The sequence below is a fragment of the Sulfurirhabdus autotrophica genome, assembly GCF_004346685.1.
In the GTDB taxonomy this organism is placed as follows: domain Bacteria; phylum Pseudomonadota; class Gammaproteobacteria; order Burkholderiales; family SMCO01; genus Sulfurirhabdus; species Sulfurirhabdus autotrophica.
Genome location: NZ_SMCO01000018.1, coordinates 32,155 through 48,781, shown reverse-complemented (window position 1 = coordinate 48,781; position 16,627 = coordinate 32,155). Strand labels below are relative to the sequence as shown.

Annotated in this window: 17 protein-coding genes and 3 pseudogenes; 13 read left to right on the top strand and 7 right to left on the bottom strand. The window is 48.0% G+C overall.

The features are described from left to right. Positions 1-18 precede the first annotated feature (18 nt). Positions 19-891, bottom strand: a complete 873-nt coding sequence (locus EDC63_RS14685) for a 2-hydroxy-3-oxopropionate reductase (RefSeq protein WP_124946481.1) — start codon at positions 889-891, stop codon at positions 19-21. Positions 892-1,524: 633 nt separating this feature from the next. Here EDC63_RS14685 and EDC63_RS14680 point away from each other — a divergent pair. The 9 genes and pseudogenes from EDC63_RS14680 to EDC63_RS19160 form a co-directional block, all read left to right on the top strand. Next, positions 1,525-2,616: a pentapeptide repeat-containing protein gene (locus EDC63_RS14680; RefSeq protein ID WP_124946465.1), complete on the top strand. Its 1,092-nt coding sequence runs from the start codon at positions 1,525-1,527 to the stop codon at positions 2,614-2,616. Between the two features lie 370 nt (positions 2,617-2,986). Then, a pseudogene (locus EDC63_RS14675) lies at positions 2,987-3,396 on the top strand (transposase); the annotation flags it as partial. Between the two features lie 311 nt (positions 3,397-3,707). Continuing rightward, on the top strand, positions 3,708-3,965 hold the full coding sequence (locus tag EDC63_RS14670) for a hypothetical protein (protein ID WP_124946464.1): 258 nt from the start codon (positions 3,708-3,710) through the stop codon (positions 3,963-3,965). A gap of 10 nt (positions 3,966-3,975) precedes the next feature. After that, on the top strand, positions 3,976-4,215 hold the full coding sequence (locus tag EDC63_RS14665) for a hypothetical protein (RefSeq protein ID WP_124946463.1): 240 nt from the start codon (positions 3,976-3,978) through the stop codon (positions 4,213-4,215). Positions 4,216-4,490: 275 nt separating this feature from the next. Further along, complete coding sequence (locus EDC63_RS14660; RefSeq protein WP_124946462.1) at positions 4,491-4,982, top strand: hypothetical protein; 492 nt, start codon at positions 4,491-4,493, stop codon at positions 4,980-4,982. A 112-nt stretch (positions 4,983-5,094) separates the two neighbouring features. After that, positions 5,095-5,283, top strand: a pseudogene (locus EDC63_RS14655) (transposase); the annotation flags it as partial. Positions 5,284-5,492: 209 nt separating this feature from the next. Then, entirely contained in the window at positions 5,493-6,203 is a 711-nt protein-coding gene (locus tag EDC63_RS14650) for a hypothetical protein (RefSeq protein ID WP_124946461.1), read from the top strand. Between the two features lie 71 nt (positions 6,204-6,274). Next, positions 6,275-6,640, top strand: a complete 366-nt coding sequence (locus EDC63_RS14645; protein ID WP_124946460.1) for a hypothetical protein — start codon at positions 6,275-6,277, stop codon at positions 6,638-6,640. Between the two features lie 97 nt (positions 6,641-6,737). Then, positions 6,738-6,917 (top strand): annotated as a pseudogene (locus EDC63_RS19160) (IS1182 family transposase); the annotation flags it as partial. 186 nt (positions 6,918-7,103) lie between these two features. Here the strand turns inward: EDC63_RS19160 and EDC63_RS14635 are convergent. Beyond that, complete coding sequence (locus EDC63_RS14635) at positions 7,104-8,276, bottom strand: hypothetical protein (RefSeq protein WP_124946459.1); 1,173 nt, start codon at positions 8,274-8,276, stop codon at positions 7,104-7,106. A 273-nt stretch (positions 8,277-8,549) separates the two neighbouring features. Here EDC63_RS14635 and EDC63_RS14630 point away from each other — a divergent pair, with 273 nt between their 5' ends. The 4 genes from EDC63_RS14630 to EDC63_RS14615 all read left to right on the top strand — a co-directional run bounded on the left by EDC63_RS14630 (position 8,550) and on the right by EDC63_RS14615 (position 11,545). Next, positions 8,550-9,137 (top strand): glycine zipper 2TM domain-containing protein, encoded by a 588-nt coding sequence (locus EDC63_RS14630; RefSeq protein ID WP_165923004.1) that lies wholly within the window; start codon positions 8,550-8,552, stop codon positions 9,135-9,137. An 84-nt stretch (positions 9,138-9,221) separates the two neighbouring features. After that, positions 9,222-9,506, top strand: coding sequence for a PepSY domain-containing protein (locus tag EDC63_RS14625; protein ID WP_124946457.1), 285 nt, complete (start codon positions 9,222-9,224; stop codon positions 9,504-9,506). Between the two features lie 15 nt (positions 9,507-9,521). After that, positions 9,522-10,205, top strand: a complete 684-nt coding sequence (locus EDC63_RS14620) for a response regulator transcription factor (RefSeq protein WP_124946456.1) — start codon at positions 9,522-9,524, stop codon at positions 10,203-10,205. Further along, positions 10,202-11,545: an ATP-binding protein gene (locus EDC63_RS14615; RefSeq protein WP_132920952.1), complete on the top strand. Its 1,344-nt coding sequence runs from the start codon at positions 10,202-10,204 to the stop codon at positions 11,543-11,545. The genes EDC63_RS14620 and EDC63_RS14615 overlap by 4 nt, the downstream gene beginning before the upstream one ends. Positions 11,546-11,664: 119 nt before the next feature. Here EDC63_RS14615 and EDC63_RS14610 read toward each other — a convergent pair whose 3' ends face one another. The 5 genes from EDC63_RS14610 to EDC63_RS14590 all read right to left on the bottom strand — a co-directional run bounded on the left by EDC63_RS14610 (position 11,665) and on the right by EDC63_RS14590 (position 16,625). Further along, positions 11,665-12,051, bottom strand: a complete 387-nt coding sequence (locus EDC63_RS14610; protein WP_124946454.1) for a translational machinery protein — start codon at positions 12,049-12,051, stop codon at positions 11,665-11,667. A gap of 280 nt (positions 12,052-12,331) precedes the next feature. Next, positions 12,332-13,834, bottom strand: coding sequence for a CoA-acylating methylmalonate-semialdehyde dehydrogenase (locus EDC63_RS14605; protein ID WP_132920951.1), 1,503 nt, complete (start codon positions 13,832-13,834; stop codon positions 12,332-12,334). A 156-nt stretch (positions 13,835-13,990) separates the two neighbouring features. Next, on the bottom strand, positions 13,991-15,298 hold the full coding sequence (locus EDC63_RS14600; RefSeq protein ID WP_124946453.1) for an MFS transporter: 1,308 nt from the start codon (positions 15,296-15,298) through the stop codon (positions 13,991-13,993). A 19-nt stretch (positions 15,299-15,317) separates the two neighbouring features. Continuing rightward, positions 15,318-15,875, bottom strand: a complete 558-nt coding sequence (locus EDC63_RS14595; protein WP_223248279.1) for a peroxiredoxin — start codon at positions 15,873-15,875, stop codon at positions 15,318-15,320. Between the two features lie 27 nt (positions 15,876-15,902). After that, entirely contained in the window at positions 15,903-16,625 is a 723-nt protein-coding gene (locus EDC63_RS14590; RefSeq protein WP_124946451.1) for an ABC transporter ATP-binding protein, read from the bottom strand. Positions 16,626-16,627 lie beyond the last annotated feature (2 nt).

Below are 16,627 nucleotides of genomic sequence, written 5' to 3'. Positions count from 1 at the left end.
TGTCACCATAAAGAAAAATCACATACCGGACATCCGCTCCACGACTTTAACAATCGCTGCCGAATCAATCTCACCGTCTCCCGTTCCCATGAGCGCATTCAGGTTTTGCATCACCAGCGCTGCGCCAGGCAATGCCAATCCAACTTCGCGCGCGGTCTGCATCACAATATTCATGTCTTTCTGGTGCAGTCTGGTTTTAAAACCTGGCTTGAAATCGTGGTCCAACATACGTTTTCCGTGCACTTCCAGAATTTTACTGCCAGCAAAACCGCCCATCAGAGCATCCCGCACTTTGGCAGCATCGACTCCGTTTTTTCGTGCAAAGGTCAAAGCCTCCGCCACTGCCTGAATGGTCACACCGACCACAATCTGATTGCACGCTTTCGCAACCTGACCGGCACCATTGCCACCAATATGGATAATATTTTTACCCATCGCTTCAAACAATGGCTTTACGCGTTCAAACACTTCCGGCTTGCCACCTACCATGATAGAGAGCGTCCCATTTACCGCACCTACATCACCACCAGAAACCGGGGCATCGAGCATTTCCACGCCACGCGCACCCAATTGAGCAGCAATAGCTTTGGTGACAGTGGGTGAAATGGTGCTCATATCCACCACCACAGAACCTGCTTTGGCGCCATGAATCACGCCGTTTTCACCCAGAATCACCTGCTCCACATCGGGCGTATCTGACACCATAACAAAGATCACATCCGCATTTTCTGCAACCATCTGTGAGCTGGCGCAAGCTATAGCACTCGCATCGGCCAGCGGCTGCATGGATTCCGGACGACGACCATGCACCCATAATTGATGACCTGCCTTGATGAGATTTAGCACCATAGGGGTACCCATGATACCCATACCGATAAAGCCTACTTTCATTCCCATATTGCTCTCCATTTCTCTTTCTATCACCTTTGATCAAGAGCGCTATAACTAGCGCGCCACTATTCACAATTAATCAGTCTGCCACTTCAAAAATTCAGCCATATACTTTCCAGGGATATGCTCTACAAAATCAGTTAGTTCTTCACGCCACTTTATCACTTTCAGCTATGGTATACATTGATTTACAAGTAACGCAGATATAAAGCAAAACATATCGACACTTTTTTAACTATTATCCTGATTAGCAAGAAAGCTCAGCTACATTGAAAGTTCTTACCCATTTTGGAAATTATGCAAATCCAGAAATCTCAGTTTGAACCGCAGAGGCGCAGAGGCGCAGAGGCGCAGAGTTAATGTGCCATAACATAATAAATTTGTGATGCTTTTTTTACAGGGGGAGGCTGTGTACTTTCACAAAATATTGTTTTTCTCCGCGCCTCTGCGGTTATTGTACAAAATTGCGTAAACCACCTGATAAACCCGCCAACGTGTTGTTAATGATGAACTGCAAACCTATTCTCGTTAATTGGCTGAGAATAATCGAAAATCAGGACTATTATTTACTATAGTTCCAATAGCAATCTGAATAGCCAGCACCTTCGAAAAACCAACTCTTGGAGAGCATGAATGTTGCCAAGCATCTTTTGGAAAATCATTTCCTTGGGTTCCCTTTCTTTCATACTGGTTGCGTCCATCAACTGCTATGGCGAAGTCACAACTGCCGCTACAGATGCAACACTTCAGAATCACAAATTACAGCAAGAGATTAGAGAACTGGAACTCAAAAACGACGAACTCGCAAGCTGGCGTGGCAAATATGGCTCACTGGTCACCATATTAGTGGCGCTGGGCACGCTAGGCGCAACAGCGTTTAAATCCCTGAGTGAATACCAAAAAAACAGAGAAGAAAGAGAAGATGAAAATCAGCGGCGCTCAGATGAACGCTTTTCAGCCACAGTGGAAAAATTAGCGTCCAGCGCTAGTATGCCAACCATGATGACAGCAGCGACATCCATATTGGTGTTTCTGAAACCAGAATACCCCCACCTTCACGAACAAGTATTCCGCGTCATACTCGCTGCCCTGAAAGTAGACGAACTTCCCAACCCGGTAAAAAAAATTCTTGTTCATGGGTTTGAAAAAGCCATCAGCGTTAATCTGGATTCCTGGAAACTGGAAGCAATTGGATTAGATTGGGCGGGCAGCTATCTCAAACGTATTAACCTGAAAAACGTTGATCTTAGCGAGGTGGATATTGCGTTTTCAGACTTGCAATATGCAAATCTGAGCAAGTCCAGACTGTATCGTTCAAAAGGCAAAAATGTTCACCTGGAAAACGCCAGACTCTCCGGTTGCAACCTGCAAGAAGCGCGATTCCAGGATGCCTATTTGAATGATGCCAACCTGCATGACGCTAACCTGGTTTCAGCCCGGCTCGAAAGAGCCGACTTGCGAGGTGCACAATTTAATCGCGCTTCATTACAGGAAGCCCACTTTGACGATGCCAATCTGCTGGGCGCCTGTTTTGTTCAGGCAAATCTCAAAAACACCCACTTTTGTGGCGCATTATTCAATGAATCTGCACTAAAAACCGTTTTGAATTCATACAACAATACATGGCAAAAAGCTGTGTTTGACGAAGATGTCTGGCAAGCTTTGTGCAAGATGGCTGGCTTTCCACCTGAAGGTCATCAGGTTTGCCAGAAAAAATCCAGTTAACTGCACCCCGAGAAACTTCACAGGCAAACACAATGAAAATTGATCATTTGTGATTCATAAAATAAGAAATGCCCGGAGAACATTCACGAAACCCACATGGACGCGATCCGTCATGACGTTCCGCCACCCAAGCTTCTCCAGGCACTTAAATATTAGGCAGAAATAAACCATTAATCAAGACGAGATGTGCTCAACTTTCCATCTGTCACTTATGTAAGTACGCGCATTCATCTAATTAATCAGTCAGGATGAGAGAAGGGGCTACCTTAAAATTCATCCCGTCTTAGTGCTGGCATTAAACAGACTGTAGTGGTCAACTATTTCCGGACAGTAAATAAAGTTTATCTTCAGTTGCTACAGGCGGCATTCCTGCCCTGCGGGTAAGCAACTCTATAGCAACGGGTCGAATTGTACGATCAATAGCTTGTAGTGATGAAGTTTAGTGGTGCTAAGCAGGATTGCGTGCCGTTCGAACTACGCCTAGCATGTCTGCGTACCCCAGAGAAGACCGCAACCCGGCAGGTTACTTTCTTCCAGGGAAAGCGCGACCCTAAGCAGGATCATCTCGATAAAATGAAGGTGAAGATTGATTCTGACCGGGGGAAAGAGATGATCACGCGCCGCTTTGCAACAGTAGAGCCGGTGTTTGGTAATCTGCGCGGGAATAAACGTTTGAACCGCTTTACGCTGCGTGGCAGAACCAAGGTCGATGGGCAGTGGAAATTGTATTGCATGGTGCATAATATTGAGAAGCTGGCGAATCAGGGTTATGCTGGGTAAATAGCGAGCGAGAGGGGCTATCCGTCGCTGTATCGTGCGTATAGGTTGGTTGGATCAGGCAGGTTTGCGATGGCAATATTTTAGATAAGCAAGGAATCAAAAATGATGATGGCTGTTTGGCTTGAAAAAAATCTACCCTACGCTGAACAAGGAGTTCAGAATAGGGTTTTTCTACAGCGTCGTTAGGGAGCAACATGATGCCTGACCCCCTTCAAACAAAGCTTAAGCCGTCAAAGTTACGGTTACTCCTACATCTTTGGGCAGGCCTATGCCTAAAAGCTACTGCTGATGCTAGTGGGGTTACCAAGTTAATGAGCCACTCATCCAGTCACTCACAAGGGGATATTGAGTCAGCTCAAATAGCCGCAAACATGGCTGGCGCACTTACTGTACTGCTAATCGTAGTAGGTTATTTTCTTTCTTCCCGACTGATCTCGATTGTTGACAAGTCAGTTCTTAAAGAAACCCATAAAAAGCTGATCATGTTTTCCCTGCCAATCATTTATTTAGCAGCCGCTATCATCCTTGCAATGGGTATTGGGCTATTTACTGGTGTAGCGCATAACTAGGGGCAGCAAAATGACTCGCAACATGAAAGAAACTTTGGAACGCCTTTTTAAGGCGGAAGGGCACACTGACTTTGTTGCCCTTAGCACTGCTTGGGCACTGGAGCGCCGTGGCCTCGTTTCCATCCCTAGCACTCCACGTCAACGCACAGCCGGTGGCCAGTTTCCCGAATACTGGGCCACACTCACCGCAGAGGGCCGCAAATGGTGCCTAGAGCACTATCAAAGGGTGGGACAATATGACGCCCCCTAACCCGTGTGGGTCGGGGTACGACGCTATTTGTCAGGCCGCCTTCTCAAAAGGCAACAAATCACTTGTACTGACAATTAATCGAAACAAGAAACACCTACCTCTCGCACACCTATATGAAGAATAAAACGCTGCCGCCTAACCCACGCCCTGAGGCCGACGCGGTGAAACAGTCTATCGTTCCCAGTTATGTCCGTGCTCCGCGCGTTTCAACGCGGCGTTGGGCGGCACAAGCAACGTCCCCGACTTTCCGAATGTTCAATTCAAGGAGAACTTTAATGCGCCACTTCTTACTCGTCGTTGTTCAAGGCTGTCTCATGCTGGCGGTTTCCACTGCGAGTGCTGCAGACCGCTGTGCCCTGCTGTCTAAGAGCGATACAGCAGCACTTCTTGGTCAACCAGTCGCCGCTGTCGTTCCTGCCGGACCACAACGCGATGAGGACTCCAGCGGGCAACTAACCTACTGCACCTATCGTGGCGCATCCTTGGCGCTGGTGTTATCAGTAGTTGAATTCAATGCAGAAGCCGAGGCACGCAAGCAACTCAGCGTCAACCTTGTACGCGACCGGATGGATGCAGCGGATGCAAAGGTTACCGAAGAGCCAGGGCTTGGCGACAAGGCATTTTTCGGAACATCAGCGAACGGTGTGATGTACACATTCTTGAAGAAGAACAAGGTAGTTGGAATTGCCCTCGGGGGTGCCAAGGCTTCGGCGGCGTCCAAGGTGCCATTGCGGGCGGCGGCGCTTTCCATCGCTGCAAAGCTATAGCAGACATAGGTTGGGCTTTTAAAGCCAACATTAGACTATATTTGCTGGTCAATATTGCAAAATTAAGACTTTTTTAATGTTGGGCTTCATTTTTTCAGCCCAACCTACGCTAACTGACAAGGGGAAAGAGATGATCACGCGCCGCTTTGCAACAGTAGAGCCGGTGTTTGGTAATCTGCGCGGGAATAAACGTTTGCACCGCTTTACGCTGCGTGGCAGAAGCAAGGTCGATGGGCAGTGGAAGCTGTATTGCATGGTGCATAATATTGAGAAGCTGGCGCATCAGGGTTATGCTAGGTAAATAGCAAGCGAGAGGGGCTATTCGTCGCTGTAACGTGCGTATAGGCTTACCTGGTTAGCCGGATTTGCGATGGCAATATTTTAGATTAACAAGGAATCAAAAATGATGATGGCTGTTTGGTTTGAAAAAAATCTACCCTACGCTGAACGAGGAGTTCAGAATGGGGTTTTTCTACAGCGTCGTTATGCCCCAAGGGATAGCGAGGCGATATGCGCCCTGACGAAGAATTCGTAGGTCGCGCGTTGGTCGAGTTTTTTGGCGGCCAGACGTGCGCATCCGCGGCCGACGGCGATGATCCGCCTGATCTCTACCTGACCGTCGGTGCGTCTCGCGTAGGTGTCGAGGTAACACAGCTCTCGCAATTCACTTTTGAACCCGACGGAACCTTGGACAATCGGAGAACGCAAGATTACTTTGGCCTAGGACTGCTCGATGACCTCAACGCCAGGGTCGGCCCTTCACTCCCCGAAGGCATTAGTCTCCTGCTCGGCTTGTGGGTACCTGTGTCGAACGCGAGGCGTTTCCGAAAACGCTTAATTGAATGGGTCGCGAAGGTTGCCTCCGCTCCAGAAAATGGCTTCACACAGGAACGGGAAATAGAGGGTTCGAAAACGAGTATCTCGGTTATTTCTGAGCGTCCATCTGGAAAAAAGATTGTGGGCTTCGTGGTAAACAAGAATTCCTCTGCCGACATCGGCCTCAACGCGCGTTTGGTGCTGGAGGACCGCATCCGCACGAAGAGCGCAATTTGCGCCCTCTTACCGCAGCCCCTTTGGCTTGCCGTTCTGAACGACTATTGGCTTGCCGATGCTGATACCTATGCTGTTGCCGGACGGCACATAAAAATCGGCCATTACTTTGAGCGCATCTTTTTAGTGTCTGATAAAGGCGCAGTCAATGAACTTGCGATTGGGGCATAACTACTCATTGGTGCGGACGCCTATCGGCGCCGTACAATTCGGACGTTCGGCGTCAAAGCGAGGTTAGGTTAATGAGAACAATTTTTGTCGTCGTGCTATTGCTTCTTACCGCAATCTCGGCGCAAGCGCAAGACACATCGTCATCTCAACGACTCCAAAAATTGGATAAGCTGCAACGCGAATCCGAAACTTGGGCGGCCAAACAAGAGGGGATAGCCCGAGAAAGAAAAAATGCATGCATTAACGCTTTCGGGCACCGTGAGTTTTGCGAATGCTTAAGCCAAGAGTTGCACTGGATTATCACTTTTGAAAACTACATTGGTGCTGTGACGATTCCTTCGGCATACGTTCCCGTTAATAGCGACGAAAAAAGCATCATAGCGTCAGCGAGCCGTGCTCGTTCTGTCTGTGTTGCAAGATACTTTGGCGCTAAATAACTCGCGTAAGGTGTAGTGTAGGGTGTCAATAAGCGTAGCGCATTGCACCGGAAGTTTTCATGCGGCGCATTAGAGATTGCATCGTGCGAGGCATTCCTGTTCTGCGGGTAAGCAACTCTATAGCAACGGGTCGAACTGTACGATCAATGGCTATGTGGTGATGAAGTTTAGCGGTGCTAAACAGGATTACGTGCCATGCACCCAACGCCGAGCATGTCTGCGTACCCCGGAGAAGACCCCGACACGGCAGGTTGCTTTCTTCCAGGGAAAATGCGATATGTAGCTGGCTTTCTAAATCAAAATACTCATTTAAAAAGAAAGGCCTGGTTTAAAGACCAGGCCTTTTAAATTTTAACTTCAATATCAGACAAACTTTATAGTTTGCTATCAATAAATACATTTCGAAAGCTCTTACCCATAAACTAAAGCAAGAAATTATAGCTTAGGAATACATTATTAAATACTAAGGTCGACAAACCTTATCTACTGTATCGTACCATTTGGATACACAAGTAGTATCATAAATCGCCAGGTGCGGATGCCCATCGCTAGTACCTGTCGCGACTGTTGTCATATCCGCTCCCGTTACAGAAATTAGAGGAGCGGTAGGTATGTGCTCCCAAAGATAAGGTGCGTGAATATGACCGCCATTATTGGCTATGCGAGTCACTGTTCCACTAGCAGTCGAAAGATTGTAAGCTGATCCATTCGCATGAATCATTCCTCCTGAAGCTGCAGATAAAGCAATGACATTTCTGGCTTCAGCACTAAGCACATCGATTCCGGTGCCATGAAGGTGCACTTGACCGTTCGATGTTGCAGAAACAGCAGTCAAGCTTCCGGTGCTTGTACTCGCGTCTGGCCCGATGGCACGAATAACTGAGCCATAAACATGTACCTCAGTATTATTCGCGGCACTGATCGCAACAAAATCACCATTGTAGGCTGTAAGAATACCTTTCTTTCTTGTCGTCAACGTGATTTCTGAACCAATGAACCAACTATCATCACAGGTCGCCGAGTACCCGGTGCCAATGCCCACAAGTGCGGTGTTCACAAATCGGCTACCCATCCAGTAGTGCTCACCTTTTGTGCTTCCACAAGTGTCCTCAGACCAACCTCGCGCTGAAACTTCAGCCACTACGTTGCTCCATTGTGACATGCCGCCGCCATTCCAAACAATGTAACCATAATTCATACCGCCAGCAGAATCACCACTACTCACTCTAAGAGAAGAAAAGGATAGATTTGTACAGCCATTGGATTCAATGATGCCAAAGGGAGGGCTTCCGCCGGCAGCAAATTGGATTACCGATTGTTTTGGCCCTGATCCACTAAAAGATACATAACCTGTATAATTGGCTGCAGCATTGCATGTCAATGCCAGTCGACCAAACGTTCCCGGGCCAATATTAACCACCAAAGGTGCGGTTTTATTAGGAAGCCTTGTATAGTTTATCCAGCTAGTTAAAGCCCCCATGCTTGTGAAGCAATTATTCAAAGCAACTCCAGCTTCGGTGCAGCTAGTTTGTAATTTTACCGCTGGGGCAGTGTTATCAATAGCCGCGTATGAGCAAGTCACAAAAGCAAAGAACCCCAATGTAGTATTAACTAACGTTTTGGCGAACAACTTCATATCCCTCTCCAATTAATATTTAAATTTTGTTTAACCATTGTAAAAAAATATTGCAGATGTATTTATAGGTTACAAAAAGCATTATGCAAATATTCCATTAAAATTCATTAAACAAATATTTACATAGATTTAGCATATTTTTTGAATTTTCAGTACCTAACATTAAACTCACACAATCCACTTTCATTCAGCTTCCATTCAGCTATCCAGGCGTAAAGTTCAAATCGTCAGGGACCAACTGACACCCACTAAACCTAATGAATGGAGCAACAAATGAATAACAGCCAATTTAAAAGAACCCTGATTTCATTATCACTGCTGGCAGCGGTTTCTACCCCTGCATTCGCAGAACACTATGATGATTATGCAAGGGTGAGAAGTGCAACACCTGAATACGAAAGAGTCAACACGCCTCGTCAAGAATGTACCAATGAGTATATTCCCGGTGCTGATCGCAGATACCAGCGTTCTTCTTCTGATCGTAACCCATCTTATGTTGGCCCGTTGCTTGGTGGTGTGACAGGCGCGCTGATTGGCAGTCAGATCGGCCAGGGACGGGGTAATACTGCGGCAACTGCAGTGGCTGCGATAGCCGGTACAGTGATCGGTGGCAATATGCAGAACAACCGTCGCCACGACAATGACGAGTACGATGATGACCGTTACAGAGGACGTGAAGTGAGCCGTTGCCGCACAGTGGATAACTGGGAAAACCGCCTCACTGGCTACCGGGTTGAGTATGAATATGCTGGCCGTACTTACACAACTGTTATGCCTGATGAGCCTGGGCGCAAGCTGCCGGTTCGGGTATCTGTGGTGCCTGCCGTGGGTGACTTTGCCCGAAATGGTTCCAAATGGTAATCAGGTTGCCGTACACTAGCGGCATAGAAAGCGGATTAGCATTGGCTGGTGCCAAGTTATTCCGCAGATTACGGAGGTAACAGCATGAAATCGTTTTTATTGGCCATTGCCGCACTCATGGCTATTCAGGGGCATGCTTTTGCCATGGATACTGCACATGACCACTTTCAGATTGCTCGGGCAGAAACTGCAAACCAACCGCACATCAGTCTGAGTGAAGCCACACAATTGGTACAAAACCGCACGGGCGGGCGGGTGCTGGCAGCGCAAGAAATACGTGAGCGCAACGCTTATCGCATCAAAATACTGACACCGCAGGGTGAAGTGCGCATTATTTTCGTGAATGCAGATACAGGCGAGATGGAATAGGGACAACAACTCACCATGCGCGTGCTGATTATTGAAGATGAAAAAAATTTGCGTGAACAACTCCAGCAACAATTACAAACCGATGGTTACACTGTAGACAGCAGCGGTGACGGGAAAGACGGTCTGTATATTGCCAGCGAATATCCGATTGATGCTGCGATTATTGATTTAGGCCTACCGGGCTTATCCGGACTTGAGATTATCCGGCAACTCCGGCAGCAAGGCAAAACCCTGCCTATTTTGATTTTAACGGCGCGGGGCCGATGGCAGGACAAAGTGGAAGGACTGGAAGCTGGCGCTGATGACTATCTGGTGAAACCATTTCAGATGGAGGAACTGCAGGCACGTGTCAAAGCGCTGTTACGACGGGCTACAGGCACCACTGACAATATTTTACGCTGTGGTACAGTCACACTGGATTTAACATCCCAGACTGTTACTTCTCACAACACCCCCATTCAACTCACCACCTTTGAATATCGCTTGCTGGAATATTTAATGATGCAACGAGGCAAGGTGGTACCAAAAAGCGAGTTGGCGGATTATCTTTACCCCCATGATGAAGATCGCGATAGCAACGTGCTGGAAGTATTGGTTGGCAGACTTCGCCGTAAACTGAATCCGGAAGGTGACCTCGCTCCGATAGAAACGCTACGTGGTCGTGGCTACCGTTTTACTTTGTGCGACGCTGCTCCATGATGTCGCTTAATAAGCGCATGCTATTAAGTGCCAGTCTGGTGCTGGCTATTTTTATCACGCTCACCGCTATTACACTGGACCGGGCTTTCCGTGAAAGCGCGCTATCTGCCAGAGAAGACCGTTTACTGGGGCAGTTATATATGCTGATTGCCAGCGCCGAAGTAGATGCACAAGGCCACTTAACTTTGCCATCTACACTTTCTGAACCTCGCTTAAACCTGCCTGATTCCGGGCTATACGCTTACATCACAGATAGCAGCGGCACCCCCATATGGCATTCACCTTCTGTTGTGAGTACACAAGCGCCCTTCCTGAACAAACTATCCGCTGGCGATAATCGGTTTGAAGAACGCAAAAACCCGGATGGACATTCTTTTCTTGTTCAGAGCCTGGGTGTTAACTGGTCTGTAGCAAATAGCCGCCACGGGTTTACTTTCAGTGTCAGTGAAAATCTCACGGAATTTAATTCATTGATTAACCATTACCGCAGAAACTTGTGGGGTTGGCTGGCTGGCCTTGGGTTTTTATTACTGCTGGCTCAAGTTGCCGCCTTACGCTGGGGCTTAAAACCCCTGCGACAGGTAACGCAAGAAATATCTGCGATTGAATCTGGCCAACAGGAAAAGTTGCTGGGAAGTTACCCCAGTGAAATCAAACATCTTAGTGATAACATCAATTCCTTGCTTCAGCACGAACACGCTCAGCAAAAACGTTACCGCAATGGACTGGCTGACGTTGCCCACAGCCTCAAAACGCCTCTCGCCGTTGTGCGCGGCGCACTATCAGGCACAGAAAAAAAAGAAGCATTTCATGCCTTGCTGGAAGAGCAGATTTCCCGCATGGATAATATTGTGGCGTATCAACTGCAGCGAGCGGCAACTGCCGGCGCCTCAAAACTGTCGGCACCAATCCATATTAAGCCCATCGCAGAAAAAATCATCGGTGCGCTGAGTAAAGTCCACTTTGATAAAAATATCTCGACTCAATTGATAATTTCCGATGACCTGACCTTTCGGGGAGATGAAGGTGATTTGATGGAATTGCTGGGCAACCTGATTGAAAACGCCTGCAAATGGTGCCATAGCCAAATTAAAATCACGGGTGTTTTACAAGATAAACTACTTGTTATTACCATCGAAGATGACGGTCCGGGTATTGCACCTTCTCAAATTGAGTTGATACTGCAGCGTGGTGTTCGTGCTGACCAGTCTGTCCCCGGACACGGCATCGGCCTGGCTATTGTGCGCGATATATTGCAAGCCTATCAGGGAGAGATTCAGATTGGACGAAGTGACTTGGGTGGTGCATCCATTTCACTTCATCTGCCTGCAAGCTATTAGTTCAACTCAGTCACTTATCTCATTATTCTGGCATCGAGTCGTTAGCTCAATAACGCACAATAAAAAACCGGACTGGCAATACAACTCCAGTCCGGCTAATTATGGCTCTTTATAAACTGTTACGGCAACATACGATCTGCTGCATCAAAGTATTTACGGGCATACGCCACAACTTGCGCATCTGACGGGTGATCCACCGTTTCCACACCCACCACATTTTCTGCCATTGCAGGATCATGGGCATGAATATGTTTGATCAGATTCAGTTTGGCATTGGCCGGGCCAACAATCAGCACCTCCTTGGCACCACGCAATGCTTCAACTACTTCGTGGTAATAATGCTGATCTTCAGGAGCGTGGCCAACCCCGACTGCGCCACGCTTATTGTGTAAATGCTTATGTGGATTTGCCGGCTGCACCACCGACTTTTCTACATCATCCGGGCTGATATGCATAACATGGGCTTCAGCGTGATCAATCCAGACTACAGCGTGAAAATGAGACATAACGATCCTTTCAAACAGGTTAATAAAATCTCTATATCTTCATATTATGGTGCCTGACTCCCAAATTTCAAGGCCTATGTACTAAAAATACTTCTGATCAGGTTGAAATTATTGAAAATGCTGGTTCTACCTAATTAATCGCAGAGGCACAGAGGGCAGGTGCCATCTCACAGTAAATCTGAAACGGTTACCAGTCGCCTCTCTGAGCACTTTTCCTGCTTTTTGTTTTTCTCCGCGCCTCTGCGCCTCTGCGGTTAAACAAGCTGTATCTGAATTACCGTTACCCCAAGGTCGGCATCGCCAGATTAGGCGAAACATGCTCGTCACTTGCAGGCCAGCGACTGGTAATGACTTTGGTGCGAGTATAAAAGTAAACGCCTTCCATACCGTGCATATGTAAATCGCCAAACAGCGAAGATTTCCAGCCGCCAAATGAGAAAAATGCCATAGGCACGGGAATAGGCACATTAATACCCACCATCCCCACTTCTATTTCGTTCTGGAAACGCCGGGCAGCGCCGCCAGAGCGCGTAAAGAGGGCGGTACCATTGGCATAGGGGTTGCTGTTCACCATATTAATGGCTTCATCGTAGGTGTTCACGCGCAACACAATCAAAACCGGGCCAAAAATTTCTTCTTTGTAAATCGTCATGTTGGTGGAAACATTATCAAATAGTGTAGGGCCAACGTAGTAACCATTTTCATAACCTGCCACTTTCAGGCCGCGCCCATCTACGACCAGTTTTGCACCCTGTTCAACACCGCTATCAATGTACCCAACAATTTTGTCACGATGAGGGGCTGAAATAACCGGCCCCATATCGCTGCTAGCCACATGTCCAGGCCCCACCACCAGTTTTTCAGCCTTGCTCTTCAGCTTTGCTACCAATGCATCGCCCGCCTCTCCCACTGCCACTACTGTGGAGATCGCCATACATCTTTCGCCAGCCGACCCATAGGCAGCACCCATAATTGCATCGGCGGTAAAATCGAAATCGGCATCCGGCAATACTATGGCATGATTTTTTGCGCCACCCAGCGCCTGAACACGCTTACCGTAATGCGCTGCGGTTTCATAAATATATTTAGCTACTGGTGTGGATCCTACGAAAGAAATGGCCCGCACATCCGGATGAGCCAGCAAAGTATCCACAGCTTCTTTATCACCGGGCACCACGTTCAGCACACCATCTGGCAGCCCCGCTTCCTTGAATAACTCGGCCATGCGCAAGCTGCAGGACGGTACTTTCTCTGATGGCTTGAGTATGAACGTATTACCGCAGGCAATGGCTATGGGAAACATCCACATGGGCACCATTGCCGGAAAATTGAACGGTGTAATGCCGGCACAAACGCCAACCGGTTGCAACATGGAATAGCAATCCACCCCGCGCCCCACGTTTTCTGAATGCTCACCTTTCAGCAAATGGGGTACACCTGCAGCAAACTCCACTACTTCGATACCTCGCTGCACTGAACCCGCTGCGTCAGCCAGCGTCTTGCCATGCTCTTCACTTGCCAACTGTGCCAGTTCATCCCGATTGGCTTCCAGTAGCTCACGAAACCGATTAAGAATACGCCCGCGCCGCAGCGGGGTTGTATCCCGCCAGAGGGGAAAAACGGCTTTTGCTGCTGCCACAGCTCGTTCAATATCCTCGCGATTAGCCAGCGGCACCTGCCGAATTGCCTCACCGGATGCGGGATTAATAATGTCTGCCCGACGCAAGCTAGTGCTTTCAGTTCGCTGACCATTAATCCATAAAGGTAGAACCTGTTTCGACATTTCATTCTCCTATCTTCATCACAGCCCCAATGGCCTGAATGATGGGTTAATTACGTTAAAGAAATAGCCTCAGACATTGGATAGTTAATTATGTGAACTGAAGGGGCTCTCACGTGCATTCTGAACAGCAGTTTTGGCGAATCCACGTTACACAGACTAATGCTTTGCAACGGAAATATACCGGCAGTAAGTTTCACGAATAGTCAGCGCACCGATTAATCCGACAACCGCAAAACCGAGCATAATACTTAATCCCATCTGATAATTGTGCGCTGAATATACCCTCGCGCCTGCGACCAGCTTTCCATCCCACCCCTGGTCCATCGCCCAGCCAACCAGCGGTTGCAATATTGCCGCGCCCAAAAATGCACCGATATTAATCACACCCGTTGCCATCCCCGAGAGTGCTGGAGGATTAACCTCCTTAACACTAGACCAAGTCAAGGTAAAACCAGATGCGCCTATCCCCATCAATGAAAATAAGACATATCCCAAGCTCACTGGGAGCCGCCAATCAAAGACAATTGGAAGCCAGCAAAGCACATAAACCATCAACCCACCCAGAATCACTGGAAGACGTTTACCCAATTTATCTGAAAGCCAGCCAGAGAACAGTGACCCAACCGCAAATGACAACAACAATACGGTGGTATGGTTTGCCGCAGTAGCCCGATCCATAGCATATACATCGCGCAAATAAGGGACTGCCCATAACCCTGCAAAAGCAAACAAGCTGCCACCGATGCCGAGGTTAGGCCAAAACCCTGGCCAGGTTGCACGGTTTTTCATCACCTTGATTAAACCGTCATACCAATGACCTTGGTGGGCTGGATGCGACTCTTTTCCTTCCAGTTCTCGCATAGTCGGCAAACCTACTTCACCCGGATTACTGCGTACAAAGAACCAGACAAGCACACCTAATAATATTGAAAAAAAGCCAACACCAATGAACACATTACGCCAGGAAGTTTGTGCCACCAGCCACACCAAAGGTGCTGCCGCTAACACTGCACCAAGATTACCGAGCAGCAGCGACATACCCCCTACTGTGCCAAAATGGCGATCATGAAACCATACTGAATTAAGCTTCATGAGGGATATAAACATCACTGAAACACCCAACCCTACCAACACACGACCATACGTTGCCATGCTTAATGTATCTGCCATTCCAAACATCAGGGAACCCATTCCCGATAGCACTGCACCAATGGCCACTATTTTTCTTGCGCCCAACACATCAGCCATGACACCAACCGGAATTTGCATCACGGTATACGTGTAAAAATAAGCGGCTGCCATGCCACCTAATGCAACTCCACTAGCCATGAAAGACTGTTGCAGATCGCTCGAAATTGAAGCCGGTGCCATTCGATGAAAATAAGCCAGCATATAGCCAAGCACCACTAAAGTGTAGCTGGTCCAGCGCAGACGCCGCATGCGACTATGAATAGGCTTGGTCATAAGGATAAAAGTTGTAGTTTTAATGTGATCTGAGCCATGTCAGTACTTCTGCCGCATGCTTGTCAGGTGGAAAAACAGGGTAGAACACATGCTCAATAACACCTTGCATAACAATCAAGGTCAGTCTTTTAATTAACACCACGGAATCCACTTCAAACACAGGAAGCTTTAATGCCTTGGTAAACGAATAATCCGCATCACTTAAAAGCGCATAGGGCAGATGCAGACGTGCTACTGTTTCTTGTTGGTATGCTGTTTTTTGAGTACTCAAACCATAAATTTCTGTACCTAGCGTTTTTACTTCCTGATAATGATCCCGAAACCCGCATGCTTCCGGGGTGCATCCTCTGGCCCCGGGGATATCGTCCCACCCTTCTGGCAAACTGACATCTGGCCTGCCTGTCATGGGATAACAATAGAGAACGACACGCTGATTCAATCCTGAACAATCTACAAGCTGGCCAGATGTAGACGGTAAATAAATAGAAGGAAGCTTCATCCCGGCAAGGTGTGAACACCCACCATCATCAGTGGGTACAGGCAAGTTTTCCGGCAGGCTGACTAAATTAACCATCATCCTCTGCGTTAATAACGCACGAATTACTTAATGCGCAGCGCCGAGATAGGCGGCCTTCACAGCGGGGTCATTTTTCAGTTGATCAGCCGGACCGTGCACAGAAATATTGCCGTTTTCCATCACATAGCCATAGTCGGCCACATTCAGTGCAGCTGCTGCAAACTGTTCAACCAGCAACATGGTGACACCCTTTTCTTTCAGGTGGCGAATAATGCGAAAAACTTCCTCTACCAGCAGCGGTGCCAACCCCATAGAGGGCTCGTCCAGCAATATCACATCCGGGTTAAGCATCAACGCACGGCCCATGGCCAGCATTTGCTGCTCGCCGCCAGAAAGGGTTCCTGCAAGCTGCTCAGAACGTTCTTTCAAACGAGGAAACAATTCGAATACGCGCTCCATGTCCTGTTCCACGTTGCCACGCGGACGGCCAAAAGTAAGCCGGGGGAACGCCCCTAGCTGAAGATTATCTGTGACGGATAATGTAGAAAACACACGTCTGCCTTCAGGTGAATGCGCCAGCCCGGACTTGGCAATTTTGTGAGAACCCATGCCGGTAATATCTTTATCCCCAAGTTGAATTCGCCCACTTACTGGCTTGATCATGCCGGAAATTGCACGCATGGTGGTGGTTTTTCCCGCACCGTTGGATCCGATCAATGTCACTACCTTACCCTTGGGTACTTCAAGGGAAATTCCGTGCAACACCTGGACTTTGCCGTATGCAGCATACAAATCTTTAATCAATAACATGC